This window comes from Kushneria phyllosphaerae, from assembly GCF_900312995.1.
Classification (GTDB): domain Bacteria; phylum Pseudomonadota; class Gammaproteobacteria; order Pseudomonadales; family Halomonadaceae; genus Kushneria; species Kushneria phyllosphaerae.
In genome coordinates this window covers 448667-474958 of record NZ_ONZI01000002.1, presented here as the reverse complement: position 1 = coordinate 474958, position 26292 = coordinate 448667, and the positions used below count along the sequence as shown (strand labels likewise).

Below are 26292 nucleotides of genomic sequence, written 5' to 3'. Positions count from 1 at the left end.
ACTCCTGGTTGACGGTACGGTTGCGGCACCGCATGCTGAGCGCTCAAGGGCCGCAACAGGACACTTTTGTCGCTGTTTTCAGGCTGCTGCGGTTCTGATGCCGCGTACCATACCGATTTTTAAAAGCAATCACATCGCTTCATTGCAAGGAAGAACAAGGATCATGGGCCAGCGTATCTTCTGGACCGCCGCCTCGCTGACCGGTCTTCTCTCGACCATGGCTCAGGCGGCGCCCCAGCCACTGCCTGCAAGCGAACTTGACTGGCAGGCCTGGGGGGATGACCGCCCCGCCAATGCGCTGTGTCGGGGTCGCTATATCATGCCGGATTATCGTATTGATGCCGGTAGTAACCCGTCACAGGTGCGCACCGAATCCGATGACGCCGGATATGGCAGCAATGGTGAAACCCTGCTTGATGGCGAGGTGGTTCTGCGTCGTGGGGATGAGCAGCTGGAAGCCCAGCGTGCCACGCTCAATGAGGCGCGCACGAATGTGGCGCTGCAGGGGCCGGTGTCCTACCGCCAGCCCGGCTTTCTGGTACGCGGCGACAAGGGGCAGGTCGCACTGAACAGTGATGCCGCCGAAATTGATCAGGCCCATTATGTGGCCCACCAGCAGCGCCTGCGTGGTGATGCGGGTCAGCTGTCGCGCCTCGAGGATGGACGCTACCGTCTTCAGGACGCCTCCTTTACGACCTGTGAGCCACAGTCCAGCCTCTGGAAACTGGTCAGCAGCGACATCACGCTGGATCAGAAAAACGGATACGGTACGGCGAAGCATGCGCGTATGGAAATCGAGGACGTCCCGGTCTTTTACTGGCCCTGGGTCCGTTTTCCAATTGATGATCGCCGCCTGACCGGTTTTATGTGGCCCTCTGTCAGTCTGGGCAGTGAGTCAGGGTTTGATTACGCCCAGCCGTTTTATTTGAATTTGGCACCCAACTACGATGCCACGATCACACCACGCTATATTTCGCGACGTGGCGAGGCGATCGGTGGGCAGTTGCGCTACCTCTTTGATGAGGATGCCGGCACGCTGGAAGGCAACTATCTCGGTCACGATGATGGCGGAGAGGACAAGGACTACGAAGGCGAAGACCGCTGGTTCATACGTTACGCCCATGACGGTCGTTTCTCGCCGCGAACCACCTATAACCTGCGCTATGGTGCGGCCAGTGATGGCGACTACTTTGACGATTTCGGTCAGACCTTCGAAGAGCAGGACACCGATAATCTCGAGCGTCTGGCGCGGCTGAATTATCAGGGAACCACCTGGAATCTTCAGGCTCGAGCCCGGGGCTATCAGAAGCTCGATAATCCGCTGCGCGACGATGACAAGCCGTTCTATGAGTTGCCGGCATTGTTGGCCAGCGCCCGCTGGGATCAGGCCAGTGGGCTTTACGAAGAGTTCAACTCCAGCGCCACCTATTTCTGGCGTGACGTCGACTACAGTGACCCCTCCATCATCCCGCAGGAATCCGCCACCGGCGCTCGTGTCCATGTCGCACCTGCCGTTGGTTTCCGGCGCTCTCCCTCCTGGGGATTTTTCGAGCCGCGTGCTCAGCTGATGGCCACTCAGTATGACCTGGACTGGCACGGCCGCGATGACACAACGGGTTTTGATCGCTCGCCTGATCGAGTGCTGCCGGTCCTTTCGGTGGACTCGGGCCTGATCTTTGAGCGTGATACCAGCATTTTCGGACGTGACTGGCGCCAGACCCTGGAGCCACGCCTGTACTATGCTTATGCCCCGTATCGCGATCAGTCAGAGCTGCCACAGTTCGATAGCCGTGAGCAGCCGCTGTCCTATTCGCAGCTGTGGTCACCCTATCGTTTCAGTGGTGTCGATCGCATCGGGGATACCAACAAGGTTTCCTATGGGGTCAGTACCCGCTTCCTTGAAGATGATACCGGGCGTGAACGACTGGGGTTGTCGGTAGGGCAGAGTCATTATTTTGAAGACCGCCGTGTTATCGATGCCCGTTTTGAAGATCGCGTCATCAATGAGCAGAGCGATCTCTTTTACCGCAATACCCGCGACCGCTCGCCGATCGTTGCTGAAGCCGACTGGCAGATCAGCGATCGCTGGTCGGCGCGTCAGTCCTTTTTCTACGACGATCATCGCGATCGGACCGAGAAGACGTCGTCCTATCTGACCTATCAAGATCCGGACAATCTGATTTTGAACATGGGCTATCGCTGGACCGTTCAGGACTTCGATCCTTTCGGAGATCAGGATGACCGCCTGACCTATAACCGTGAAGAGTACGATCTCTCGGCGGCATATCGTGTGACCCCGGCAATTTCACTGCTTGGGCGCTATCTGTATGATCAGACCAATAATCGTACGCTCGAGACGCTGGCCGGGGTGCGCTTCAATGACTGCTGCTACGGCGTTCAGCTTGCCTGGCGTGAATACATCGATGATAACGATACTGCTCGTGTCGAAGATGACGATCGCAAGCAGGGTCTTTTCTTGTCCTTTATCTTCAAGGGACTTGGCGGTGTCGGGCAGGGCAGCAGCGACGGCTATTTCTCCGAGGCCATCCCCGGGGTTCGAGACGATGACTTCGGCGCCTACACCGGCGTGAGCAATTAGGCCACACGATCGCTTGTGACTGGGCCATAACCCGTAGCGAAGGCACGACCTTGCTGCACTACTGACGTAACGTCGGTTTTATGAATGAGAAGAGAGATTTCATGAAAGCACGCAACGCAAACACGCTAGCCGCTCTGGGCCTTGCGCTGAGTCTTTCCGTTTCGCCGCTGGCGACTGCCGCCGTGCAGCCTCTGGATCGTGTCGTCGCCGTGGTCAACGATGAGGCCATCATGTCCAGCGATCTGGATCAGCGCGTCAGTCAGGTGCGTCAGCAGATGCAGTCGCGCAATATCGGCATGCCGGATCAAGGTGAGCTGCGTGATCAGGTGCTCTCGCGCATGATCACCGAGCAGATCGAGCTGCAGATGGCCGAACGTGCCAATTTGAGCGTCAGCGACAGCGACCTCAATCAGGCGATGCGAGGCGTTGCCCAGCGCAACAACATGACGCTTGAACAGTTTGTTGATCGGGTCGAGCAGGAGGGCATGAGCTATGCCCAGGTCAGGGAGCAGGTTCGCCGCGAGCTTTTGATCACTCAGGTACAGCAGCGCAGTGTGGCAAGCCAGGTCAATATTTCCGACCGCGAAGTGGATCAGTATCTAAAACAGGCCGGTAGCAACGCCAATGTGCAGTATCATCTGGCGCACATTCTGATTGCCGTGCCGCAGGCGCCTACGCCTCAGCAGGCTGAAGCGGCCCGTAAAAAGGCCGAGCAGCTACGTCAGGCCATTACCTCGGGTCAGGCGAAGTTTCAGGAAGTTGCAGCGGCCCAGTCCGATGGCCCTCAGGCATTGGACGGCGGTGATCTGGGCTGGCGCTCCGGGGCCGAAATGCCCAGTATCTTTGATGATGTCGTGCCCCGTCTGGAAAAGGGAGAGGTCAGTGAGCCCATCCGCAGCCCGAGCGGTTATCACCTGATTACCCTTCTGGACAAGCGCGGCGGTGGTAATGCCGACCAGCAGCGCGAGCAGATTCGACGTACGCTGTTTCAACGCAAGGTCAACGAGGAGCTGGAAGCCTGGACGCAGGAGATTCGCGCCTCGGCCTACGTTGATAATCGATTGAAACAGGACGACGGCACTGCGCCGTAACAGGCCCTGCCTCCTTTCGGATATCCGCGCTGATGACAGGCCGCGAGCGACCCTCGCGGCCTTTCGTTAATGCAGGTCGCTATCTTTTACGCAAGGATCATTCATGTCACGACAACCGGCCCCCATGCGCGCTCGCAAGCGCTTTGGGCAAAACTTCCTCCAGGATCACGGTGTCATCGAACGTATTGTGCGCTCGATACATCCACAAAAGGGTGACCGGCTGGTCGAAATCGGGCCCGGACAGGGTGCCCTGACCGAGGAGTTGTTGGCCGCGCATGGGTCGCTGGAGGCCATAGAGCTTGACCGGGACCTGATTCCGGGATTGCGCACGCGTTTTTTTAATTATCCTGATTTCAATATCACCGAAGGTGATGCGCTGGCCTTTGATTTCAGGACGTTTTGTGGAGAGGGCGCGCCGCTGCGAGTGGTTGGCAATCTGCCCTACAATATTTCTACACCGCTGATCTTTCATCTGTTGGGTGCCGGTGATGCGGTGCGCGACATGCACTTCATGTTGCAAAAGGAAGTGGTGGCCCGGCTTGCAGCAGAGCCCGGTACGGGGCAGTGGGGCAGGCTGTCAGTCATGACCCGCTATTACTGTCAGGTAGAATCTCTTTTTGATGTGCCGCCGGAAGCCTTTTTTCCTCAGCCCAAGGTAGATTCGAGCATTGTAAGGCTCATTCCCTGGCAGGTACGGCCTCACGTGGCACACGATGAGGAGCTGCTGTCCAATCTGGTACGTCGTGCCTTTTCCCAGCGGCGCAAGACGCTTCGCAACAATCTGCGTGATGTCTTGAGTGCCGAAACGCTGGAGTCGCTCGAGATCGCCCCTGCGCGCCGCCCGGAGACATTGAGTGTTGGCGAGTTCGTGACGATTGCCAATCATCTGTTCGAGAATGCGTCATGAGTGAGCCTGCCCGGGATATTGTGGTCGAGGTTGAAAGCTTTTATCTGCCGCACGAATCGGATCCTTCGCAGCAGCGCTTTGTGTTTGGCTATCGGGTCGCCATTCGCAACCAGTGGGAATATTCCATACAGCTTCTGGCACGCTACTGGCGGATTTCGCTGGGTAGCGGTGAAGTGCGTGAAGTCCGCGGTGAAGGGGTTGTGGGCAAACAGCCCATGATTGCGCCCGGCCTGCCCTTTAATTACTCCAGTCGCGCCATTCTCGACAGTCAGGTCGGTGTGATGGAAGGCAGCTATACCTTCATGGCGCCGGCACTGGGGGAAACGTTTGATGTGCCGATCGCTCCCTTCCGCCTGGCCTGTCCGTTGCATCTGCATTGATGTCTCAAAAAAAGTGCCTGAAAGGGGCGGCGGTATCTTATTCATTCAATGGTTCTGGAGTAGACGATGACAACCTGGGTCATTGGTGATTTGCATGGCTGTTGCCATGAGTTTGACGAGTTGCTTGAAACGATCGATTTTGTGCCCGGGCGCGACCATCTGTGGATTACCGGCGATCTGGTCAACCGTGGTCCGCAGTCGCTTGAAACGCTTCGCCGCGTTTATGAGCTGCGCGAGCATGCAAGCGTCGTACTGGGTAATCATGATCTTCATCTTCTGGCAGTGGCCTTTGGTCACGGTCGCCTCAAGCCCTCGGATACACTGATGGACATCCTTGAAGCGCCTGATCGCGAGACGCTGCTGGAGTGGCTTCGCTGTCAGCCCTTGATGGTCGAATCCCTGACACATCAATGTGTCATGACCCATGCCGGCCTGCCGCCGCAATGGTCGTTGGAGCGTGCCCGGCAGTATGCGCGCGAAGGGGAGGAGATGCTCTCATCTCGCCAGTTTCTCGAGTTTCTGCCTCACATGTACGGTAATGAACCGGCGCGTTTTGAGCCTGCGCTGCGAGGCAATGATCGCCTGCGTGCCATTATCAATGTGTTTACCCGCATGCGATTTATTGATGAGCATGGCACGCTCGACTTTAGCGCCAAGGAAGGGCTGGACAGCGCGCCCGAAGGCTTCAGCCCCTGGTTCTGTTTTGAGCGAGGCGATACCCGTCGGTTGATTTTTGGTCACTGGGCCGCCCTTGAGGGTCGGGCGCCGGGCGCGCGGGCCAACGTTCGCTCTCTTGATGGAGGCTGTGTCTGGGGCGGTGTTTTGATGGCGATGAACCTTGAAACCGATCAGGTCGTTACGGTGGAAGCCAGATCGCGCCCATAAACGCGGGTGCGACGTCACAAACAGCTTCAAAGGAGACTTCATGTCCTTTAGTCATCTCGACCACGACACCCTGAGCCAGTGGCAGGATAACGGCACGGCGCATGAGGTGGTGGATATTCGTGACCCCATGAGCTTCAGTCAGGGACATATTCCGGGCAGTTACCATCTGGACAATACGAGCGTCGGCGATTTTGTCGAGCGCACGCCGCAGGACAGCACGGTGGTGGTGGTCTGCTATCACGGCCATTCCAGCCAGCAGGCAGCGCTGTGGCTGGCCGGACAGGGCTTTGCAAAGGTGTACAGTCTGGAAGGTGGCTTTACCCATTGGCAGCATCACCACCCCGAGCAGGTGGTGCGTGACGAGGGGGCAGGGCCGCAGTGATTCGTTTTGAGCTTGACGAGGCGCTTCAGGGGCTTGAGGTTTACTGCGTTGGCGGTGCCGTACGCGATGATCTGCTGGGCATTGCCCATGATGACCGCGACTGGGTCATCGTGGGCACGACCAGTGAAGAGATGCAAAAGCGTGGATTTCGTCCGGTTGGGCGGGATTTTCCGGTTTTTTTGCATCCTCATACCCAGGAGGAGTATGCGCTGGCGCGGACCGAGCGAAAATCCGGTCATGGTTATACCGGTTTTGAGGTGCACGCCGCCCCCGAGGTGACGCTTGAAGAAGATCTGATACGGCGTGATTTGACCATTAATGCCATGGCGCAGGACAGTTCAGGTCGGCGTGTGGACCCCTACCATGGTCTTGAGGATTGTCGTGCCGGCATTTTGCGTCACGTCTCACAGGCCTTTGGCGAGGATCCTCTGCGCATCCTGCGCACCGCTCGCTTTCTAGCCCGTTTTCGCCCGCGCGGTTTTACGGTGGCCGACGACACCATGACCCTGATGAAGGCCATGGTGGCTGAGGGCGAAGTGGGTCATCTGGTGGCCGAGCGGGTCTGGCAGGAAATTGGGCGAACCCTGGGGGAGTCGGATCCGACGGCTTTTTTCGAACTGCTGCAGCAGTGCGGGGCACTCAAGGTGCTCATGCCGGCGCTTGATGACGTGCTGGCCGCAGGGCTGTCGCGCATGAGAACGGCCGAGGTGCCCATGGCGCGTTGGGCGCTGTTAACGGCGGACCTGTCTCATGATGCGCTGACCGCACTGTGTGACCGTTACCGCGTGCCGGGAGAGTGGCGTGACCGGGCGCTGATGGTCGTGCGCAGCAGGAAACTGCTGTCAAGTTCGCCGGATGCCGACCAGGTGCTGGCCTGGGGCCAGGCCATGGATGCCTGGCGACGGCCATCCCGGCTGGATGAAGTACTCGATATGCTGGCTATCGGCGACCTCGGGTTGCCGGTCGCCGCACTCGAGCAGGCCATCGACCAGGCAAGACAGGTCTCACCGCAGTCACTCATGGCCCAGGGGCATCGGGGTGCCGAGCTGGGTCGCATGATCGATGTGGCGCGCCGCGACGCTATCGAACGCGCGCTGGCGCAAGCGTGACGGCCTCAATGGGTTCCGACGCTGAAATCTGTTTTCCCTGCCACTCGAAGTTGACCGGCCAGAGCCCCTGGGAGTCGGCATCGAACGCCTGCCATAACGCTCGATAGGCGGTGTCTGTAAGCGGGTGTCGATACTCGCCAAAGCTTTCCGCCAGCGGGCGCAGGACAAAGGCATTATAGGTGATCTCTTCGCGGGGCAGAGTCACTCCATCAACGCAGCCGGTAAGGTTGTCCACGCATAAAATATCGATATCCAGCGCGCGTGAGCTGAACTTCGGGGCGCTGTGATCACGGCCGTTATCGCGCTCGACCTGCTTGCACCATTGATTGAGCCTTGCCACCGACCAGGGGCATGACGCCCCCACCACCAGGTTGTAGAAGTTACACGGACTGTCAAAGCCCACCGGATGGCTTTCAAATACCCGCGAGATCAGCAGCTCACCAAAAGCGCCATGCAGGGCCGAAAGCGCGGCATCGATGCGTCGATGACGGTGGGCGTTGCTGCCCAGGCTGAACAGTACGAACGCCATGTCAGCGACCGTACTCGCCGCGCTCGATACGCACGCCGACAAAGGCGGCATCTGCCACGGCGCCGGGCTTTTTCAGCGTCAGACGCAGCCAAGCAATGCCAAACTCCTCCCGAAGCAGGGCTGCAATGCGTTCGGCAAAGGTTTCGACCAGCTCGAACTGGTGCTCGCTGCAGTACTGCTGGAGGCGCTGGCTGATGGCGGCGTAATCAAGGGTTGCTCCCAGATCATCATCGCGCGCGGCCTGTGCGATGTCACACCCCAGTTCCAGAGTCAGTAAAAGACGCTGATGGATGCGCTTTTCCCACTCATATACGCCAATCACGGCTTCCAGCGCCAGTTCTTCGATCAGGACCATGTCCATGGCGTTACTCCTGTCATGGGTTATTGGGTGGCATCACGGCGCGATGCCGGCGGGCTGAGCTCGGAAAGTGGCCAGCGCGGCGTGGCGATCATGGCCTGGTCATCGTGCTCACCCGCCATCAGTCGCTGGGCGCCGACGTAGGCAATCATGGCGCCGTTGTCGGTACAAAACCGTCCTCTCGGATAAAAGGCGCGTGCGCCCAGTTTTTCCAGTGCCGCATCCAGGCGCTGGCGCAGGCGTTGATTGGCGCTGACGCCGCCGGCCACGACCAGCCGCTTGAGGCCGGTCTGCTCCAGCGCGCGTCGACACTTGATGACCATGGTGTCGGCAACGGCTTCCTCAAAGGCACGTGCCACGTCGGCGCGGGTCTGATCATCCAGCGCCCCTTCGGCTTCGAGTGCCTTGATGGTGGTCAGCGTATGGGTCTTGAGCCCCGAGAAGCTGAAGTTCAGGCCGGGGCGGTCGGTCATGGGCCTTGGAAATCGAAAGCGGGTGGGGTCTCCCTGCTCGGCCAATCGGGCGATATGCGGGCCGCCGGGGTAGGGCAGCGAGAGCATGCGGGCTGCCTTGTCAAAGGCTTCTCCAGCGGCATCGTCCACGGATTCACCCAGCAGCTCATAGTCTCCCAGTGCATGCACGGCCACCAGCTGTGTATGTCCGCCGGACACCAGTGCGGCGACAAAGGGAAACTCGGGCCGTTCTTCTTCCAGCATGGGCGCCAGCAGATGACCTTCCATGTGATGCACGCCCAGTACGGGTACCTGCCAGGCCCAGGCCAGACCGTGAGCGGTAGCAGCGCCCACCATCAGGGCACCGACCAGGCCGGGGCCCGCCGTATAGGCAATGGCATCAACATCACGGGCTTCAAGGCCTGCCTCGGCCAGTACCTGGTCAATAAGGGGGAGCAGGCGACGTACGTGATCACGCGAGGCCAGTTCCGGTACAACGCCGCCGTGTTCGACATGCATGTCGATCTGGCTGAACAGGGCGTCGGCCAACAGTCCGTGTTCACTGTCAAACAGGGCGATCCCCGTTTCATCGCAGGAGGTTTCGATCCCCAGTACGCGCATGGTGTGTCCTGATTTCGGTAAGGGCGTCTTTCAATGGCGGGTGCCGTTCTGCAGCTCATTCTGGTTGCAGCCGGCAGGTGGGCAAGTTTACCCGTTTGTACTTCTCGCGTCAGGCGCTTTGCAAACCGAAGGCGCGACGTTTATAATGCGTGTCCCTGTAATACCGGGCTGTGCTTCTGGCCGCTGATCGCGGCGCCTTCGCTGAATCGTGATAAACATGTCATGACCGGTTTAAGTGCCGCATCGACGGCATTGAGCACATTCAAACCTCATTGATCTCCTTAAGGTGGTGATTGCTTAATGCCTTCCGTCAAAGTACGTGACAACGAACCGTTCGACGTTGCTCTGCGTCGCTTCAAGCGCTCCTGTGAAAAGGCTGGCGTGCTTTCCGAAGTCCGTCGTCGTGAGAACTACGAAAAGCCCACGGCCGAGCGCAAGCGCAAGGCAGCAGCAGCTGTCAAGCGCCATGCCAAGAAGCTGCAGCGCGAACGCAAGCGCTTCGAGCGGTTGTATTGATCCGTACCTGAGCGTATGCCCAACGCTTCAGCGGGATGCCGAACGGCCGCCATTGGCGGCCGTTCGTTTTTGTAGATGTTCATTTTACAGGTAATGATGCGTCAGACGCTGCCGATGGGGTGGCAAGTGCTGATGCCATCATGAATAACGCCACACGACACACCCGAGGCAGGCTGCATTTCGATTAATCGGAATGACGGCGCTGGATCAGGCGTGACCACTGACTCTTGAGGTAGTGCAGGACATTATGGCCGGCAGAATCCCTCAACGATTTATCGACGATTTACTGGCACGAACGGATATCGTTGACCTCATTGGTTCTCGTGTACAGCTTAAAAAGACAGGGCGCAATCATTCGGCGCTTTGTCCATTTCATCAGGAAAAGTCTCCTTCCTTTACCGTCAGTGCTGACAAGCAGTTCTATCATTGCTTCGGATGCGGTGCGAGCGGTAATGCGCTGCGCTTTGTCATGGAGTTTGATCGCCTGAACTTTCCGGAGGCGATCGAGGCACTGGCAGGCCGCGCGGGCATGGAAGTGCCCCGGGAAGGAGAAAGCGACGAACAGCGCCAGCAGGCACGGGTGCAGGCGAAACGCCAGGAAGAAGCCGTCAATCTGCTGGAGCTGGGGACGCAATTCTATCAGCAGCAGCTGGCGTCACCTGCGGCGCATCATGCACATGAATATCTGTCGCGCCGCGGTCTGAGTGACGACATCGTCAGCCGCTATGCCATCGGGTATGCGCCTGCCGGCTGGGATACGCTCAAGCGTCATTTGAGCGAGAAGGGCGTAGATGAAAATGTTCAGGTCGAATATGGCCTGCTGGTCAGAAAGGAAGAGGCCGGGCGTAGCTGGGACCGCTTTCGTGATCGGGTCATTTTTCCTATTCGCGACTGGAAGGGGCGTACCATTGGCTTCGGCGGTCGGGTATTGGGGGATGAAAAGCCCAAGTACCTCAACTCGCCCGAGTCTCCGGTATTTCACAAGGGGCGGGAGCTTTACGGTCTCTACGAGACTCGGGTTCAGTCAAAGCGCCCCGAGCGCATGCTTATTGTTGAAGGTTATATTGATGTGGTGGCCCTTGCGCAGCACGGGGTCGACTATGCTGTAGCAACGCTTGGTACTGCCACTACCGATGAACACCTTCGGCGCCTGTTTCGCCTGGTCGACGAAGTGGTGTTCTGTTTTGACGGTGATGCTGCCGGGCGGCAGGCCGCTCATCGTGCGCTGAATACCGTGCTGCCGTTGATGATTGACGGGCGTCAGGCCCGGTTTTTGTTTTTGCCAGACGGAGAAGACCCCGATTCGCTGATCCGCCAGGAGGGTGGTGAGGCGTTTGAGCAGCGCATCGTGAGAGCCGGCTCGCTGACGGAATATCTTTTTGATCATGCTGGTGAAGGGCGTGACCTGCGTCGTATCGAGGATCGTGAACGTTTTGCCAGTGCGGTGCTCGAAGGCATCGGGAAGTTGCCTCAGGGTCTTTTGAGGTCCCTTTTGATGCGTGAGCTCAGCGAGCGTACGGGGCTTGAGCGCAGCACGCTGGAAGAGCTTTCCGAAGGCAGTGCCAGATCCGCGTCTGGCGCTTCACAGGCACCGCAGCATCAGGCACGTACTCAGGCGTCCGGGCCTCAGGAATCACCAACCAGAAAGGGGTCGCCTCCTCGGCAAAAGGGTACTGCGACGCTGAGCTCGAGCGGTCGGATCCTGCACCTGATTGTACATTCTCCGGTTCTGGTCGAGTCGTTGCCGGAAGGGGAGGCATGGTGTCCCGACGATGAGGACGGTCAGCTTCTGCTGGACGTTGTCAGACTGTTGCGCGCCGGTGGTTATCGCTCCTCCCAAGTGCTGCTGGCGCATTTTCATGGCAGCAGCCATGGCAACCGACTGCTGACGCTTTTGCAACGCGAGCCGTTGATTCCGGCGGCACTGCGTCAGCGGGAAATGGAAGTGCTCGTAGCGCATTTTGAACAGCAGCGCCAGCGTTTGAGTCCGGAGCGTGAGCTTGACGCGCTTCAGGCGCGGGAGCGAAACGGTGAAAAGCTTACGCGCGAGGAAGCGGGTCGGCTATGGCAGCTGGTCTGCGAGATCAAGCGCTGAAAGCCCTGCCATGGGGTTGAAACAAGCGTTTATCCCCCATATTTAGTAGGGATATAGCAATAGGCGTCGCATGGCTTTTGGCGCCCGAATCAATACACAGGATTGGTGAGAAGCGTCAGCCTTCTGCTGTCGGCTCCCTGCTGGTCTATACTGGATTGCCTGGTATGCCTTTTGGCATGATCCAGGCGCTTCACTCTTCTTCGAGATAGGTTTCTATGGCTGGAAATACACCGCAGTCACGTCTGAAGGAGTTGATCGCGCAAGGCAAGGAACAGGGGTTTCTTACCTATGCCGAGGTCAACGACCATCTGCCTGAGGATATTGCAGATCCCGATCAGGTAGAAGACATCATCGGCATGATCAACGACATGGGCATCAAGGTCGTTGAAGAAGCGCCCGATGAAGACACGCTGATGATGTCGGATCAGTCACCTGACGAATCTGCCGCCGAAGAAGCTGTCGCAGCGTTGGCGGCCGTTGAAAGTGACGTTGGGCGCACGACTGATCCGGTTCGCATGTACATGCGTGAAATGGGTACCGTTGAACTTCTGACGCGCGAAGGTGAAATTGAAATCGCCAAGCGTATCGAGGAAGGTACCCGTGAGGTCATGTCTGCACTGTCCAGTTTGCCGGGCTCTGTCGACTCCATCCTGCAGGCTTATGATGCCACTCAGGACGAGGAGGCGCCGGGTCGTCTGTCGGATCTTTTCTCCGGTTTCATCGATCCTGATGAAGGGGTTCCGGGTGTAGCAGAAGTTGAAGAGCCTGTACCCGAGGTTGTCGCCGAGGATTCAAACGACAGCGACAGCGATGATGACAGCGACGAGGAGGATAGCGACGAGGAAGACGATACTGCTTCCGAAGGCGGTCCGGACCCGGAGCTGGCGCGCGTTCGTTTCGAGCAGATCCGCGAGCAGAACGAGCAGACCAAGGCAGCGATCGAAGCGCATGGCCTGTCTTCTTCACAGGCGCGCAGCGAGCAGGCGCGTCTGGCAGAGCTTTTCTCGCCGATCAAGCTGGTGCCGCGCCACTTCGAACGGCTCGTCGGTCAGCTGCGCCTGAGTGTTGGTCAGATCCGCGAGCAGGAAAAGACCATCATGCAGCTGTGCGTCAAGCGCGGCAAGGTGCCTCGCAAGGCGTTCATCACTTCCTTCCCGGGTCGCGAGTCCGACTCGAGCTGGCTTGATGATTTTATGGCGCGCAACAGCAAGCACGCCAGCAATATCGAGCCGCTGCGCTCTGACATTGAGCGGGCACAGCGCAAGATTGGCTTTGAAGAGGAGCTGGCGCTGTTGCCGGTATCCGAGCTCAAGGACATCAACCGTCGGCTGTCGATTGGTGAAGCCAAGGCGCGCCGTGCCAAGAAGGAAATGGTGGAAGCCAACCTTCGTCTGGTGATCTCGATCGCCAAGAAGTACACCAACCGTGGTCTGCAGTTCCTGGATCTGATTCAGGAAGGCAACATTGGTTTGATGAAGGCCGTCGACAAGTTCGAATATCGCCGCGGCTACAAGTTCTCGACCTATGCCACCTGGTGGATTCGTCAGGCGATCACGCGCTCGATTGCCGACCAGGCCCGTACCATCCGTATTCCGGTACACATGATCGAAACGATCAACAAGCTCAACCGCGTCTCGCGTCAGATGCTTCAGGAAATGGGCCGCGAGCCTACGCCGGAAGAGCTGGGTGAGCGCCTTGAGATGCCGGAAGACAAGGTGCGCAAGGTGCTCAAGATTGCCAAGGAGCCGATCTCGATGGAAACTCCCATCGGTGATGACGACGACTCCCACCTTGGTGATTTCATCGAGGATTCCACCATGGTTTCCCCGATCGATTCGGCCACCGGTGAAGGTTTGATCGAGGCCACTCGTAACGTTCTGGGCGGTCTGACGGCGCGCGAGGCGAAGGTGCTGCGCATGCGCTTTGGTATCGACATGAATACCGACCATACGCTGGAAGAAGTGGGCAAGCAGTTTGATGTTACCCGCGAGCGTATCCGACAGATTGAAGCCAAGGCACTGCGCAAGCTGCGTCATCCGTCACGTTCCGAGTCACTGCGCTCCTTTATTGACGAATAAATCGTTGATGAACAAGTGATCACCTTGATGTTCAACGCCCGTATCCTTTCCGGATGCGGGCGTTTTTTATGGCCATGATGTCGGGTCGTCACGACCCGGGGGTGCGTCTGGCCTCGGCGCAGATCCAGTCATGAACGGCGCGAATGCGAGGGTCATCCAGTGCCCCAAAGGCATGGACGATCGCATAATGACGTCCTGTATTGACCCGCTGCGGTAGCGGTGCGATCAGTTGGCCGCTGCTTAATTCATCACGTAACAGCGTCTGTCGGGCGATGGCGATCCCCATCCCGGCACGTGCCGCCTCCATGGTGAGGTCATGGCGATTAAAGCTGTAGCCACGCTGGATGCCCACCGGGTCGGCGCCGATGGCCTCAAGATAGTGATGCCATTCGCCGTGTGGGCTGCTGCCGCGCCAGGCGGTGACATCATGCAGCAGGGGGTAATGGGCAATCCTGTCAGGGTGATTCAGCGCCGGACGGTGGCTGAAAAGAGACGGTGCGCATACCGGAAAAATGATCTCTTCCATCAAGAGCGTGGAGGCCATTCCCGGATAGTGATCATTGCCAAGATCGATGGCCAGATCGAAATTTTCCTCGGTGAGGGCGCGGTCGCTGTCTTCAGCGTGCAGGTAAATATCCAGCGCCGGCAGCTGTGCCTGCAGCCGTGGCAGGCGCGGCATCAGCCAGCGGGTCAAAAAGGACGGCACACAGCGCAGTATGAGCTCTCCGCTCATCAGGCCGCGGGACAGTTGCTTGAGCTCCTGGTCGATACGACCGTGGGCACTCAATACGGCCTCGGCCAGGCGCTCGCCCTCGGCTGTCAGCGACAGCCTTCTCGGGTGACGATGGAAAAGTCGAAAGCCGAGCCTTTCCTCCAGCAGTCGAATCTGTTGGCTGACAGCACCGGTGGTCACATTAAGTTCACCCGCTGCACGGGTAAAGGAAAGGTGACGTGCTGCGCAGGCGAAGACATGAAGACCTGCATGCATGGAGGTCGTGGCTGAAGGCATGAAAGACTCGTCATCAGCAGTGGCCCCAATGTCAGGGCAATAAGTGTGATGGTTTAGTAAAACTAAACCCTGGTCGCCTATTTATGCTTTGAAAGGCGCCTCAAGGCAATACATGCTGGCCCCATCGCGCATAAATCCAATGACGGTTTAGCGCTCCTTACACCGATTATGGGGTGACAGCATGCCTATCAGCGTCTTCGAATTGTTCAATATCGGCATTGGTCCATCCAGTTCGCACACGGTCGGCCCCATGCGTGCGGCCAAATTATTTCTGGATGCGCTGGATGAACGGCAGGCGACCTCGCGGGTGACCGGTGTCGAGATTCATCTTCATGGATCGCTGTCGGCTACCGGTGTCGGGCATGGCACCGACCGCGCTGTTATCATGGGATTGATGGGCGAGCTGCCGGCATCGATCGACCCTGACATTATCGCGCCTGCCATCGATGAGCTGCTGGAGTCACAAGTGCTGCGCCTGGGCGGACGGGTCAGCGTCCCCTTTCTGTGGGAGCGTGATTTCTACTGGTCCAACGAGCCACTGCCGCGCCACCCCAACGCCATGACGCTGGTGGCCACGCTCAGGGATGGCAGCAACATTACCCAGACCTGGTATTCGGTCGGCGGCGGTTTTGTGATCAATGGTGCCGACGAAGAGAACGCTGATGCCGAAGCCGGCGTCACCTTGCCGTACGATTTTGACAGTGCCGATGCGCTGCTCGAGATCTGCAAGCGCGAGAACATGAGCATCGCTCAGGTCATGATGGCTAACGAACTGGTCTGGCGCAGTGAAGAAGAAGTGCGTCAGGAGCTCTTTGGTATTTGGCAGGCGATGCAGGCCTGTATCGCCAAGGGCCTTGAGCAAACCGGCGTCCTGCCGGGCGGGCTGAACGTGAAGCGTCGCGCTGCCTCGCTGCTGGTGCGTCTTGAACGTGCCGAGAAGAATCTGATCGCCACTACCTTTTCAGCGATGGACTGGGTCAACCTGTTTGCTCTGGCGGTCAATGAAGAAAATGCCGCTGGCGGACGCATGGTGACCGCACCGACCAACGGCGCCGCCGGTATTATTCCGGCCGTGCTGGGCTACTGGATGAAGTTCGAGGAAACGGCCTGTGAGCGCGGTGTTGTCGACTTCCTGCTGACAGCCGGTGCCATTGGCATCCTGTGCAAGAAAAACGCCTCGATCTCCGGCGCTGAAGTCGGGTGCCAGGGGGAAGTGGGTTCGGCCTGTGCCATGGCCGCGGCCGGTCTTTGCCAGGTCATGGGGGGCACGCCCGAGCAGGTGGAAAATGCCGCCGAGATCGGACTTGAGCATAACCTGGGGCTGACCTGTGATCCGGTCGGTGGCCTGGTTCAGGTGCCGTGCATCGAGCGTAATGCCATCGCGTCGGTCAAGGCCATCAATGCCGCGCAGTTTGCCCTCAACGGCGATGGCACTCACTTTATTTCGCTGGATCACGCCATTCGCACCATGCGCGATACGGGTCGGGACATGCAGAGCAAATACAAGGAAACCTCGCTGGGCGGACTGGCCGTTAACTACGGTCTGGCTGTCAATGCCATCGAGTGTTGAGCCCTGATCGGGTCATGCGTATCCCCTCATGACCCGATAAAAAGCATCAGAGTATAGGCGGCCACCCCGGCCGCCACTGGCAGTCCGAGCGTTCGCGTTTTGTACCAAAGGCACAGTGTGGCAAGACTCCCGACGACCATACTGCTCCAGCCCAGAGCACTGCTCGGATGAGGGGGCAGCGATAGCCCCAGAAGCGCTGCGATCATCAGCGGTGCCAGCACCCCCGGCCACTCTGGAAGCTGCCTCTCCCTTTCGATATCGGATACGCGGCTCATACATCGCTGCATAACATATAGTGGCAGCATTCGAATCAGAAATGTCCCTACGGCCGTCGCCGCAGCGGCCCACCAGATGGCACCGTTCATGAGCGTGTCCTCGCAGTACTTGCCGGCAATAGATAAAAACACAGTGCACCGAGCGCTGCCGCCAGCGGGATGGCGATATTGGTCATGTCATGAAGGCTCAGCATCAAGGCAGAAAGAACGCTGGCCAGCAGCGCGATAAACCAGCGTATTGAGGTAAAGCGTGGCGCCAGCAGTACCCAAAAAAGTGCCGGCAGTGCGAAGGTCATGGCGTTTGCCAATAGCGGCCACCGTTGAATCAACTGCTCACCGGCAAGGCTACCCATGAGCGTCCCGCCCCCCCAGCCTGCCCAGGCCACAATGGCCGTACTGGAAAACCAGCTTATGCGATCATGCTCACTCAGCAGTGGCAGCCGATAATTTGCCAGCGCAAACACCTGGTCTGTCAGGCCATGCATCAGCCATGGCCATCGACGGTTCTGTGATATCCAGGGTGCCAGCGTGATGGAATAGACCAGGTGACGTGCATTGATCAAAAGCGTCATGACCACTGTCAGCCATAGCGGTGCGCCCCCGGCAATCATGCCCACGAACAGAAACTGCGAGGCGCCGGCGTAAATGAAAAGCGATAGCGCCGTTGCCTCCAGTGGGCTGAAGCCGGCCTGGCCTGCGATCAGGCCAAAGGAAAGCGCCACCGGCAGATAGCCACTGAGCAGCGGCAGGGCTTCGCAGGCCCCCATTCGCCACGCTTTCACATTCATGCTCCATCTCCCTGCGGATAAAAGATGGTGACGAGCACCGTGGCGCCCTGAGGGCCCGCTCGGTAGGTATGGGTCTGATCCGCTTCAAACTGATGTATCCCTTCGGCTTCCAGCATGGCGAGTGCCTGGTCAGGGCCGGCCTGCAGTCGGCCAGCGATGACCTGAAGGGTTTCGCGTGTTCCTGCCGCATGAGCGACGGCGTAACGCACGGCTTCAGGGGCCAGCGTCATCAGGTAGATGTCGACGGGTAGAACGCCTTGATGGCGATCAAGCAGGGACACCAAGACATCCTCATCGCTGATACTGCTCTGGGCAGTAGCGATCAGGGCGCTGAAAGGGATATCCAGCTGCAGGGCCAGGCGCCACAGGGTGTCGAGTGTCGGATTGCCCTTGCCCTGCTCAAGGCGTGACAGGCTCGATTTGGCAATGCCGGCCTTGTCGGCCAGAAAGGACAGGGACCACGGTTTGTGCTGGCGCAACGCTGTAATGCGTCGTCCCAGTCGTTGCAGGGCATCATCATCCATGAGAGCTATCGTTCCATTGTGCGCAAAGAAATCGTTTCATATATAGAACGTTTTATATATGCAACGATGTGCTGTCAATGAGACATGCCAAGGTATTTGCCAGCAGGAAGTCACCGTCGGGTTGATAGAGACTTATGAAGGGATTGTCACGGTAATGACATAGTGGTGTAGGATCGTGGGTATCGTCTCGACTCGTGGGGAGTTTCGTGTTATGCGCCAACCCATGGTGTTACGTCTTCATGCCTCCGGCATTCCGATCGACTGGTTGACGCTTGAAGAGGCTGCGGTGTTGATGTCGCGGGCTTTTGAAGGGGGAGTGGTGTGGGCCGATGGCGAGGCCGCCTATCGACTCCATGGTGGCACCAGCTCGTTGACAGGCCAGCAGTCCTTTATTGATATTCCCGAAGTGATCGGGGTGTCGCCGCCCGTCAATGCCATGCTGGCATTTGAGCATACCGGCTTCAATCGGGTGCTGTGCAAGTACCGTGAAGGACTGTGCTGCGCCTACTGTGGAGTCACGGTGACGCGTCAGGCGCTGACGATCGATCATATCCTGCCACGCTCGCGCGGTGGCCGGCTCTCGATGCTCAATGCCGTCGCCTGTTGCCAGCGCTGTAACAGCCTCAAGGGTAATCGCACTCCCGAAGAAGCGGGTATGGCCCTGCTGTTAAAGCCGTTCGTGCCTACCATGGCGGAAGTGCTCTATATGACCCGGCCAAAAAGCATGACCGCCAGACAGCTGTGGTATTTAAAGTGCCAGTTCAAAAATGCGCCACTTCGAGCCTATCTGACAAAGGCGCTGGTGGCCTGAAGGCCATTGATACTCAGTAACGCATCAGGTTGGCCATGCGCTCGCTCAATGTCTTGCCGCCCAGCCTGACGTTAGAGGGGGCTACCGGCACAAAGTGGCCCTTTTGCCAGAGCGCGCTTTGCGTGTCATCAAAGGCCACGATGGGCGTAAGGTCAGTACGCTGCGCCTGCGGCAATATCAGCGTGGTCAGGTTATCCAGAATCAGATAACTGCCATCATCCAGTTGATAGCGTAAAACGGCGTGATAGGTAGGGGTCAGCGTATCTCTGGCAGCAAGAAAGTCGAGCCTGTCTGCGGTCATGCCGGCGTCTCGCAGGATCTGGTATTTGGCGATGGCAAAGTCTTCACAATCGCCGTAGCCCTCACGAGTCAAACGGTCGAATCCTTTCCAGATATCAGTGTCTTCCTCCTGCTGACGCGCTGCATTGTTGATCACTCGATTGACGTACTGAAGCTGCTTGAGCCCCTGATATTGGCGTACTTGCTGTACCAGTTCGGCTTTCGATTGAGTGATGGCCATCTCGCTGCTGTCGTCCCACCAGGTAAAGGCGTGCGCCTGTGTGGCGAAGGACAGGGCAAGGCCGCAGGTCAGCAGAGTGGCGGCAAAAAAGCGATGGGTTTTCATGGGCAGATATCGACAGGGTCATGGGCGTGGCCGGAAATGGCGACGTTATGATGGCCTGTGTTGATCGTGTGTCATGACATGATCAGGCCCCTTAACCGGGGCCATTTTGTTGTTATCGGTTCGACACGCCTTCGACGCCTTCCAGGGCCGAGTCCTGATCCCCTGCAGTGCCGATCACACTGAAGGCACCATCGGTTTCCAGAACGACAGCGTGTACCTGCTCGACATCAGCCATGCCCTTTTCACGAATGGCCGCCAGAATTTCGGCCTTTGCCACACGCTCACGCTGCATGGCCTCCAGACGGTACTGGCCCTTGAACAGCAGCAGAGTAGGCTGAGACTTGATCAACTTGAGCACGCCGCGCGAGCGCACCGAAGTGAACGTAATCACAAACTGCAGCATGACGATCACAATGAAAGCGGTCACGCTCTGGGCAAGGGAAACCTGTGTTGAGGTCAGTGCCGTGGCCAGAATGGAACCCAGCGCGATGGTGGTGACAAAATCGAACGCGTTCCATTTTGACAGGGTGCGCTTTCCCGAGAGGCGTAAAACGATAATCAGGACCAGATAGCTTAAAATGCCCACCACAATGGTATGCATGACAGGGTTCATGAGTGCTGCCTTTTGAAGGAATATAAAGTGAACCTTCAGGGTAGGTGTAGAGGAACCCTGATGTCAGGTTGCTGCGGGAAAATACAGGTGCGACAGGTTGTGTTGCCGCCACGAAACCGGAGATGTCTCATGTTGGACAGGCACTTGCCAGTACGCTGTCAGTGGGTTCAGGGTAATCCTGTGCTGGCGCACTATCACGATCATGAATGGGGCGTACCGGAACCTGAGGGTCGGGCGCTGTGGGAGAAGTTGATGCTTGATGGTTTTCAGGCAGGCCTGTCATGGCTGACCGTGCTGAACAAACGCGAGGCCTTTCGTGAGGCTTTCGAGGGATTTGATCCCGAACGTGTGGCCTGTTTTACCGAGCGTGATGTTGAAAGGCTGCTGGGTAATGCCGGCATCATTCGTTCACGGGCCAAGATTGAGGCGACCATCGGCAATGCCCGGGCCTTTTTGCATATGCAGGATCAGGGCGAGGATTTCGCGACGTTCTGCTGGTCGATGGTAGAGCATCGGCCAATTCAGAACTCGCCCCCGGTACCGGCGCAAACGCCGCTGTCTGCCGCGTTTTCGAAGGCGCTCAAGGCAAGGGGATTCAAGTTTGCAGGGCCTACCATTGTATATGCCTGGATGCAGGCGACGGGAATGGTCAACGATCATGCGCATGACTGTCATCGGCGCCAGACCGTGGCTGCAATGGGCCAGGTGCCCCTTATAAGTCGGCCATGATGACGGATGCCGGCCGACATGCGTCGGCCGGCAGCTCCTTTTAGGGTTGTAAAATGGTCATGAAAAACATCATTGCGCCCGAAGGGTCAGGCAATGTGTTCGTGAATGACGGCTTCGGGAAAATAGCGACGCAGCATGCGGTTTTGAAAACCATCCACGAAGCTTGAGTTGATGATGATGATGAATCGCTCATAGGGTTGCCCCGAGTCTTCCTGACGCAGCGCCTTTGCGCCGTGGAAAAGGCGATCATCACGCAAATGAAGTACATCGCCTGGTTCCATGACCTGATCGGCCAATAGCGTCTGGCCTGCACGATCTGCGTAGAGAACGCTTTCGGCCCCGCTGACGTTGTGACGGTCCAGTACCATGATGCTCAGATAGCGACAGCCATCGGCATGAATGCCCTGTCCCTGCAGGGGGTCAAGCTCCCCCGAGCCTCTGACGCCGGTGATCTGCATCAGGATGGGCTCGTTGGCACCCAGTCCCCAGAGCCCGGCCCAGGCTTCTACGAAGGCGCGGACATCGGGACGATCAAGAAAGTCCTGTTCCAGCGACGGGTACCAGCGCAACTTGTCCGCCATGCTTTCAGCGTCGTTGTACTGTCCCCCCTGTGCCATGGGGCATTCGCCCAGGTTTTTCATATGGCCGTGCTCATCAAGTGCCAACCAGGACATACGCTTCCAGCGGCGTTCAACGTAAGGGTCACGGGGAATGTCGCGGGTATAGGACTGCCATGCCTTTAGATCAATATGATCGCGAACATGGGTAAAACACCAGTCGTGTTCGGCAAGCGCTGTGGGTACATTGTGCTGCCAAAAGGACTGTGCGTTGGTGGTGGTCATCATGTTTCTCCTGAAAGGATAATAAGTCACGCTGACTGTCTGCATTTGCAGACAGCCCGCAGACAAATGTTATGGGCTTTCAGAAGTGGATTGATGATCGAGTGCGGAGTATGAAGGGAAATTCGAGTCGACAGCAGCGTACGGGTCACGCCTCAATTATTCCTTGTGACATGACGTAAGCTGTTATGCTGACAAGCTACGCCAGTATTTTTGACCAGCCGACCCTTGTCCGGGTCAGATCAGGATTAATCGGAGATGCGTATTTCGCACAATGACCCGCGCTATGGCCTGGTTCTATGGATAGTGGGCCTGGTAGCAGCGCTGGTGATCACACCTTTTATTGGTGCGCGTAATCTGGCGATCATGATTCTGGGACTGGCCCTTCTTGCGGTTCTGCTGGCCTGGCATCGCACTCGTTCGCGTAATCGCCAGCTCTATCAGCAGCTTCATCATCCAGCAAATCGCCTCAGCAGCCACGAGCGTCTGCGCTACGATCGAAGCGAGCAGCGCTTTCGGGCACTGCTCGAAAGTCTGCCGCGCGTCGCCGTGCAGGGTTATGACCGTAAACGGCGCGTTATCTACTGGAATGCTGCCAGCACGCAGCTCTATGGCTATATGCCTGATGAGGTGATGGGGTGCCGGTTTGAGGAGCTGATTATTCCGCAGGAGATGCGCGAATCGGTGGTACGTGCGCACCAGACCTGGATCAATGAGGGTGTAGAAATACCCGGCAGCGAAATGGAGCTGGTACACAAGTCAGGACGCAGTGTGGCGGTGTTTTCTCATCATGTCATGCTGGGCCAGCATACGGATAATCCGTTGATGTTCTGCGTAGACGTTGATCTTTCGGTACAAAAGCAGGCCCATCGCGACCTTGAGTTCATCCGGCGTTATGACCCGCTGACACTGCTCCCTAATCGAGCGGCCTTCATCGCAGAGCTCAATCGGCTGCTTGAAGATGAGGATCGTCACAGGGCGCCGCTGGCGGTCTTTTTCATCGATATCGAACATTTTTCCGAAATCAACGATTCGCTGGGGTATGAGCAGGGAAACCACCTGCTGACCCAGGTCGCCGAGCGACTTTCCCAGCACTGTTATACCTCTGATTTACTGGCGCGATTTGGTAATGATGAGTTTGTCATGGCCTGTACTCATCTTGATTCCAGGCGCCACGCGCTGCAGTTGATTGACCGGGTCGACAGCATGTTTGAGCTGCCCTTCATGCTGGATGGCAAGCCCCATCATATTACAGTCAGTCAGGGCATCAGTCTTTTCCCCGACAATGGTGAAGATGCCCAGTCACTGATTTATGCCGCCAATGTGGCTCGAAATCGGGCCAGAATGCCCGGTGAAAGCCGCTTTCAGATATTCAGTCACGAGTTTCATCGCGATCTGATTTACCAGCATGAATTGCTCAAACGTCTTGAAAATGCCATCGATCAACAGGAGCTGGCGCTGCATTTTCAGCCGCAGATATCGCGCAGCGGGCGCATTGAAAGCATGGAAGCACTGCTGCGCTGGTTTCCCTCCGAGGGTGGCATGGTGTCGCCGTCAGAATTCATTCCACTGGCTGAACGGTTTGGGCTGATGGGGCGACTGGGAAGCTGGGCCATTGAGGCGCTGTGCTGTCAGCAGGCCTGCTGGAAAGCCCAGGGGCTTCATGGCTATCGTGTGGACATCAATCTTTCGGGAGAGCACCTGCGCTCTACCGCAATGCTTGAAGAGCTGGAAAGGACCATGCAGCGCCATCAGCTTTCCATGCGCGATGTGGGTATCGAGATTACTGAAAACGTCCTGGTGCAGGCTGACGAGACGGTCAAGGCCCATCTGCAAACGCTTTATCATCGTGGCATGAAAATCGCCATCGACGATTTCGGTACCGGTTACTCCTCGCTGGCCTACCTGAAACAATTCCCCGTGACTTCTCTCAAGATCGATCGCACCTTTGTCATGGACTCTCCCGAGAGCCTGAAGGATCGGGCCATTCTGGCCGGTATCGTCTTTATCGGTCATCGTCTGGGTCTTGAGGTCATTGCAGAAGGCGTGGAAACCAGTGAGCAGCTGGAACTGGTTCACGAGCTTAATGTCGATCTGGTGCAGGGGTTTTATTACTTTCGCTCCATGCGTGCAGAACGCATTACCCCGCTGCTTGAAACCCAGCCTCTGTTCCAGGGTCTTCGAGATCCCTCTCTCAAAAAGTAAATACACTTCGGGTCTTTGTGAAAGTGCCTTGTATGGCACCTTCGGATTCGCCAGAGCGATGCCCGGTCCGGAGATTGCGGCGCGTTTCCCTCTAAACGATTGATTTTTTTGTAACTTGCATAATCCAGGTTAGCGGCATTTGAGCGTGATTCGTCCAACAATGGCGCCTATCTTTGGACGGTAATGCATCAATTATTACTATAATACCGAATGGTGATTTCAAGGCTATTCGGGGGGTGCATGCCATGTTGGACAGGGATCGCTGCCTGGTGCGTAACTTCAAATACTATTGTGCGCTTGATGAGACAGAAGCCGAGCTTCTGGCAGCACTGGAAAAAACGCCTCAGACCGTGTCGAATGCCCAGATGTTGTGGGAAGAGCACCAGCCCGCTGAAAATCTTTGTGTCCTCAGCGAGGGTTGGGCATGTTCGTATCGATCGATGGACGATGGTACCCGGCAGATCCTCAATATCTTTTTGCCGGGAGATGTGGTCGGTCTGAGCGATTTTTCGCCTCGTCGTCATTTGACGTCGGTGGCCATGCTGACAGAAGGCATTGTTTGCCGTTTTCCGATCAAGAACCTGACGGATATTTTCACGACATCACCCAAACTGACCACCGTACTGTTTTCGTTGGCAGGCCAGCAACAGGCCATCATGGCAGAGCGGCTGGTCAATATGGGGCGGCGGACAGCGCGTGAAAAGGTGGCTCATTTCATTTGTGAAATGCATTTGCGTTTAAGCAAGACCTGCCCGGACATTACACATCGATTCAACCTGCCGCTTTCGCAGCAGGTGCTGGCAGATGTGCTCGGGCTGTCGGCCGTTCATGTCAGCCGGACCTTTTCCGAACTTAGGGAAGAAGGGCTTTTGTATCGTGAACGCAATCGAATCGAGATTTGCGATTTGGAAGCCTTTTACAAGGTGGCCAATTTCTCGGATATCTATCTGGGTGATAGTGTCAACGAGCTATTGAAACTGTTTGAAAGGGACAGCAATACACTGCGTTGATGCCTTCATTGCCAAAATCATCAATTTATTAAACTCCTGATGACTCTACGGGCAGGTCACATGATGACCTGCCCGCCTCAGCACGCTTCTCGTATCGTCTTGCTACTGTCATGGTGATCGTGCCCTCACTGCCAATAAACAGTTTCTCCCGGTTTGTGGCTTCCATTGGTTGCCGTTTCCTCTTTTCGTGGCCCACTATACTGTCGCGACGCAGTGTTGTTTGACGTCTGTCGATGTCGTATGACGGATTTCGGCAGGCACGTTGAGTCTGTTCCGAGCGCAATTGACAGCACTGGTTGCGCCAGCGATAAAACTGTTGCGCCAGTGATAAACCTAATAGTGGAGATGAGCATGACGCAGTCCATCGAACAGTTGAGCGCTACCCGCAGTCATGGCGGGTGGGTCAAACGCTTCAGCCATCGCTCGCAGGTGCTTGATTGCGACATGACCTTTGGCATCTTTTTACCGCCTCAGGCCGAAACCGGGCCCGTTCCGGTGCTGTGGTGGCTCTCGGGGCTGACCTGTAACGATGAGAACTTCATGCAAAAGGCCGGGGCCCAGAAAATGGCTGCCAGGCTGGGCATGGCCATTGTCTGCCCGGATACCAGCCCGCGAGGCACTGATCTGCCGGGCGAGCATGACAGCTACGATTTTGGTTCGGGCGCCGGTTTCTATCTCAATGCCAGACAGGAGCCCTGGAACAAGCACTATCACATGTATGACTACGTGGCAGATGAGCTGCCGGCGCTGGTGCGCGAGCATTTCCCCATCAGTGCGCGGGAAGCCATCAGCGGACATTCCATGGGTGGGCATGGTGCCCTGGTCTGTGCTCTGAAACAGCCGGGTCGTTATGCCAGCGTGTCTGCCTTTTCACCTGTCGTGAATCCCATGGATTGCCCCTGGGGTGAGAAAGCTTTCAGCCGTTACCTGGGAGATGATCGCGCCGAATGGTCGGATTGGGATGCCTGTGAGCTGGTGCTTGCCGGGGCATCCAAACAGGCGATGTTGATCGATCAGGGTGAGAATGATCAGTTCCTCGAGGAACAGCTCAAGCCCGATCATCTGGAAAAGGCATGCCATATTCAGGGCGTCTCGCTGAAACTGCGGCGTCATGAAGGCTATGACCATAGCTATTTCTTTGTGGCGAGCTTCATTGACGACCACCTCGAATACCACGCCCGTCACCTCTTTGCTGATCACGCATAGTCGTTACCGTCGGTCAATGCTCGGTATCCTTGCACGTTGTCATCTCCGGGGCGCTTTTAAGAGCCCCGGAGGCGTATTAGCAAGAA

At 57.3% G+C, this 26292-nt stretch carries 26 protein-coding genes; 16 read left to right on the top strand and 10 right to left on the bottom strand.

What is annotated here, in order from left to right; translation table 11 throughout:
- The first annotated feature begins 163 nt into the window (after window positions 1–163).
- The 7 genes from KSP9073_RS08075 to KSP9073_RS08045 all read left to right on the top strand — a co-directional run bounded on the left by KSP9073_RS08075 (window position 164) and on the right by KSP9073_RS08045 (window position 7353).
- Window positions 164–2599, top strand: a complete 2436-nt coding sequence (locus KSP9073_RS08075) for an LPS-assembly protein LptD (protein ID WP_108842463.1) — start codon at window positions 164–166, stop codon at window positions 2597–2599.
- A gap of 101 nt (window positions 2600–2700) precedes the next feature.
- Entirely contained in the window at window positions 2701–3690 is a 990-nt protein-coding gene (locus KSP9073_RS08070; protein WP_108842462.1) for a peptidylprolyl isomerase, read from the top strand.
- 103 nt (window positions 3691–3793) lie between these two features.
- Entirely contained in the window at window positions 3794–4597 is an 804-nt protein-coding gene (gene rsmA, locus KSP9073_RS08065; protein WP_108842461.1) for a 16S rRNA (adenine(1518)-N(6)/adenine(1519)-N(6))-dimethyltransferase RsmA, read from the top strand.
- Complete coding sequence (gene apaG / locus KSP9073_RS08060) at window positions 4594–4977, top strand: Co2+/Mg2+ efflux facilitator ApaG/CorD (protein ID WP_108842460.1); 384 nt, start codon at window positions 4594–4596, stop codon at window positions 4975–4977. The genes rsmA and apaG overlap by 4 nt, the downstream gene beginning before the upstream one ends.
- A gap of 66 nt (window positions 4978–5043) precedes the next feature.
- Window positions 5044–5862 (top strand): symmetrical bis(5'-nucleosyl)-tetraphosphatase, encoded by an 819-nt coding sequence (locus KSP9073_RS08055; protein WP_108842459.1) that lies wholly within the window; start codon window positions 5044–5046, stop codon window positions 5860–5862.
- 40 nt (window positions 5863–5902) lie between these two features.
- Window positions 5903–6244: a thiosulfate sulfurtransferase GlpE gene (glpE, locus tag KSP9073_RS08050; protein ID WP_108842458.1), complete on the top strand. Its 342-nt coding sequence runs from the start codon at window positions 5903–5905 to the stop codon at window positions 6242–6244.
- The gene (locus KSP9073_RS08045) at window positions 6241–7353 is read left to right on the top strand and encodes a tRNA nucleotidyltransferase/poly(A) polymerase-related protein (protein WP_341476554.1); all 1113 of its coding nucleotides are present in this window, start codon (window positions 6241–6243) and stop codon (window positions 7351–7353) included. Before glpE ends, KSP9073_RS08045 begins: the two co-directional genes overlap by 4 nt.
- On the opposite strand, the gene folK is transcribed toward KSP9073_RS08045, so the two are convergent.
- The 3 genes from folK to tsaD are packed head-to-tail and all read right to left on the bottom strand — an operon-like array spanning window position 7325 to window position 9313.
- Window positions 7325–7882 carry a 2-amino-4-hydroxy-6-hydroxymethyldihydropteridine diphosphokinase gene (folK, locus tag KSP9073_RS08040; RefSeq protein WP_108842457.1) on the bottom strand — a complete coding sequence of 186 codons (558 nt, stop codon included), beginning with the start codon at window positions 7880–7882 and terminating at the stop codon, window positions 7325–7327. The two genes, KSP9073_RS08045 and folK, sit on opposite strands and share 29 nt — an antisense overlap.
- A gap of 1 nt (window position 7883) precedes the next feature.
- Window positions 7884–8243, bottom strand: a complete 360-nt coding sequence (gene folB, locus KSP9073_RS08035; RefSeq protein ID WP_108842456.1) for a dihydroneopterin aldolase — start codon at window positions 8241–8243, stop codon at window positions 7884–7886.
- 20 nt (window positions 8244–8263) lie between these two features.
- Window positions 8264–9313, bottom strand: a complete 1050-nt coding sequence (tsaD, locus tag KSP9073_RS08030; protein ID WP_108842455.1) for a tRNA (adenosine(37)-N6)-threonylcarbamoyltransferase complex transferase subunit TsaD — start codon at window positions 9311–9313, stop codon at window positions 8264–8266.
- Between the two features lie 300 nt (window positions 9314–9613).
- On the opposite strand from tsaD, the gene rpsU reads away from it, so the two are divergent.
- The 3 genes from rpsU (at window position 9614) to rpoD (ending at window position 14002) form a co-directional block, all read left to right on the top strand.
- Window positions 9614–9829 (top strand): 30S ribosomal protein S21, encoded by a 216-nt coding sequence (gene rpsU / locus KSP9073_RS08025; RefSeq protein ID WP_086622362.1) that lies wholly within the window; start codon window positions 9614–9616, stop codon window positions 9827–9829.
- Between the two features lie 247 nt (window positions 9830–10076).
- A complete protein-coding gene (gene dnaG, locus KSP9073_RS08020) occupies window positions 10077–11924 on the top strand; it encodes a DNA primase (RefSeq protein ID WP_108842454.1) in 1848 nt (615 codons plus the stop codon).
- A 215-nt stretch (window positions 11925–12139) separates the two neighbouring features.
- Entirely contained in the window at window positions 12140–14002 is a 1863-nt protein-coding gene (gene rpoD / locus KSP9073_RS08015) for an RNA polymerase sigma factor RpoD (RefSeq protein ID WP_108842453.1), read from the top strand.
- An 88-nt stretch (window positions 14003–14090) separates the two neighbouring features.
- On the opposite strand, the gene KSP9073_RS08010 is transcribed toward rpoD, so the two are convergent.
- Window positions 14091–15011, bottom strand: coding sequence for a LysR substrate-binding domain-containing protein (locus KSP9073_RS08010; protein ID WP_108842452.1), 921 nt, complete (start codon window positions 15009–15011; stop codon window positions 14091–14093).
- A gap of 181 nt (window positions 15012–15192) precedes the next feature.
- Between KSP9073_RS08010 and KSP9073_RS08005 the strand changes: the two genes are divergently transcribed.
- Window positions 15193–16581 (top strand): L-serine ammonia-lyase, encoded by a 1389-nt coding sequence (locus KSP9073_RS08005; RefSeq protein ID WP_108842451.1) that lies wholly within the window; start codon window positions 15193–15195, stop codon window positions 16579–16581.
- 26 nt (window positions 16582–16607) lie between these two features.
- On the opposite strand, the gene KSP9073_RS08000 is transcribed toward KSP9073_RS08005, so the two are convergent.
- From KSP9073_RS08000 to KSP9073_RS07990, 3 genes are read right to left on the bottom strand one after another with little or no spacing between them, the layout of a single operon-like run.
- Window positions 16608–16946 (bottom strand): AzlD domain-containing protein, encoded by a 339-nt coding sequence (locus tag KSP9073_RS08000; protein WP_108842450.1) that lies wholly within the window; start codon window positions 16944–16946, stop codon window positions 16608–16610.
- Window positions 16943–17644 (bottom strand): AzlC family ABC transporter permease, encoded by a 702-nt coding sequence (locus KSP9073_RS07995; protein WP_108842449.1) that lies wholly within the window; start codon window positions 17642–17644, stop codon window positions 16943–16945. Before KSP9073_RS07995 ends, KSP9073_RS08000 begins: the two co-directional genes overlap by 4 nt.
- Window positions 17641–18168, bottom strand: a complete 528-nt coding sequence (locus tag KSP9073_RS07990; protein WP_108842448.1) for a helix-turn-helix domain-containing protein — start codon at window positions 18166–18168, stop codon at window positions 17641–17643. The genes KSP9073_RS07995 and KSP9073_RS07990 overlap by 4 nt, the downstream gene beginning before the upstream one ends.
- Before the next feature lie 211 nt (window positions 18169–18379).
- Between KSP9073_RS07990 and KSP9073_RS07985 the strand changes: the two genes are divergently transcribed.
- Window positions 18380–18979 (top strand): HNH endonuclease, encoded by a 600-nt coding sequence (locus tag KSP9073_RS07985; RefSeq protein WP_108842447.1) that lies wholly within the window; start codon window positions 18380–18382, stop codon window positions 18977–18979.
- A 13-nt stretch (window positions 18980–18992) separates the two neighbouring features.
- Here the strand turns inward: KSP9073_RS07985 and KSP9073_RS07980 are convergent, their stop codons facing one another.
- On the bottom strand, window positions 18993–19604 hold the full coding sequence (locus KSP9073_RS07980; RefSeq protein WP_108842446.1) for a transglutaminase-like cysteine peptidase: 612 nt from the start codon (window positions 19602–19604) through the stop codon (window positions 18993–18995).
- Window positions 19605–19716: 112 nt separating this feature from the next.
- The gene (locus KSP9073_RS07975) at window positions 19717–20217 is read right to left on the bottom strand and encodes a DUF421 domain-containing protein (RefSeq protein ID WP_108842445.1); all 501 of its coding nucleotides are present in this window, start codon (window positions 20215–20217) and stop codon (window positions 19717–19719) included.
- A 129-nt stretch (window positions 20218–20346) separates the two neighbouring features.
- Between KSP9073_RS07975 and KSP9073_RS07970 the strand changes: the two genes are divergently transcribed.
- Window positions 20347–20946 (top strand): DNA-3-methyladenine glycosylase I, encoded by a 600-nt coding sequence (locus KSP9073_RS07970; protein WP_108842444.1) that lies wholly within the window; start codon window positions 20347–20349, stop codon window positions 20944–20946.
- 86 nt (window positions 20947–21032) lie between these two features.
- On the opposite strand, the gene KSP9073_RS07965 is transcribed toward KSP9073_RS07970, so the two are convergent.
- Complete coding sequence (locus KSP9073_RS07965; RefSeq protein ID WP_108842443.1) at window positions 21033–21791, bottom strand: 2OG-Fe dioxygenase family protein; 759 nt, start codon at window positions 21789–21791, stop codon at window positions 21033–21035.
- Between the two features lie 252 nt (window positions 21792–22043).
- On the opposite strand from KSP9073_RS07965, the gene KSP9073_RS07960 reads away from it, so the two are divergent.
- The 3 genes from KSP9073_RS07960 (at window position 22044) to fghA (ending at window position 26206) form a co-directional block, all read left to right on the top strand.
- The gene (locus KSP9073_RS07960) at window positions 22044–23990 is read left to right on the top strand and encodes a putative bifunctional diguanylate cyclase/phosphodiesterase (RefSeq protein WP_243409168.1); all 1947 of its coding nucleotides are present in this window, start codon (window positions 22044–22046) and stop codon (window positions 23988–23990) included.
- A 173-nt stretch (window positions 23991–24163) separates the two neighbouring features.
- Complete coding sequence (locus KSP9073_RS07955) at window positions 24164–25000, top strand: Crp/Fnr family transcriptional regulator (protein WP_243409167.1); 837 nt, start codon at window positions 24164–24166, stop codon at window positions 24998–25000.
- Between the two features lie 345 nt (window positions 25001–25345).
- Window positions 25346–26206: an S-formylglutathione hydrolase gene (fghA, locus tag KSP9073_RS07950; protein WP_108842442.1), complete on the top strand. Its 861-nt coding sequence runs from the start codon at window positions 25346–25348 to the stop codon at window positions 26204–26206.
- The last annotated feature ends 86 nt before the right edge of the window (window positions 26207–26292 follow it).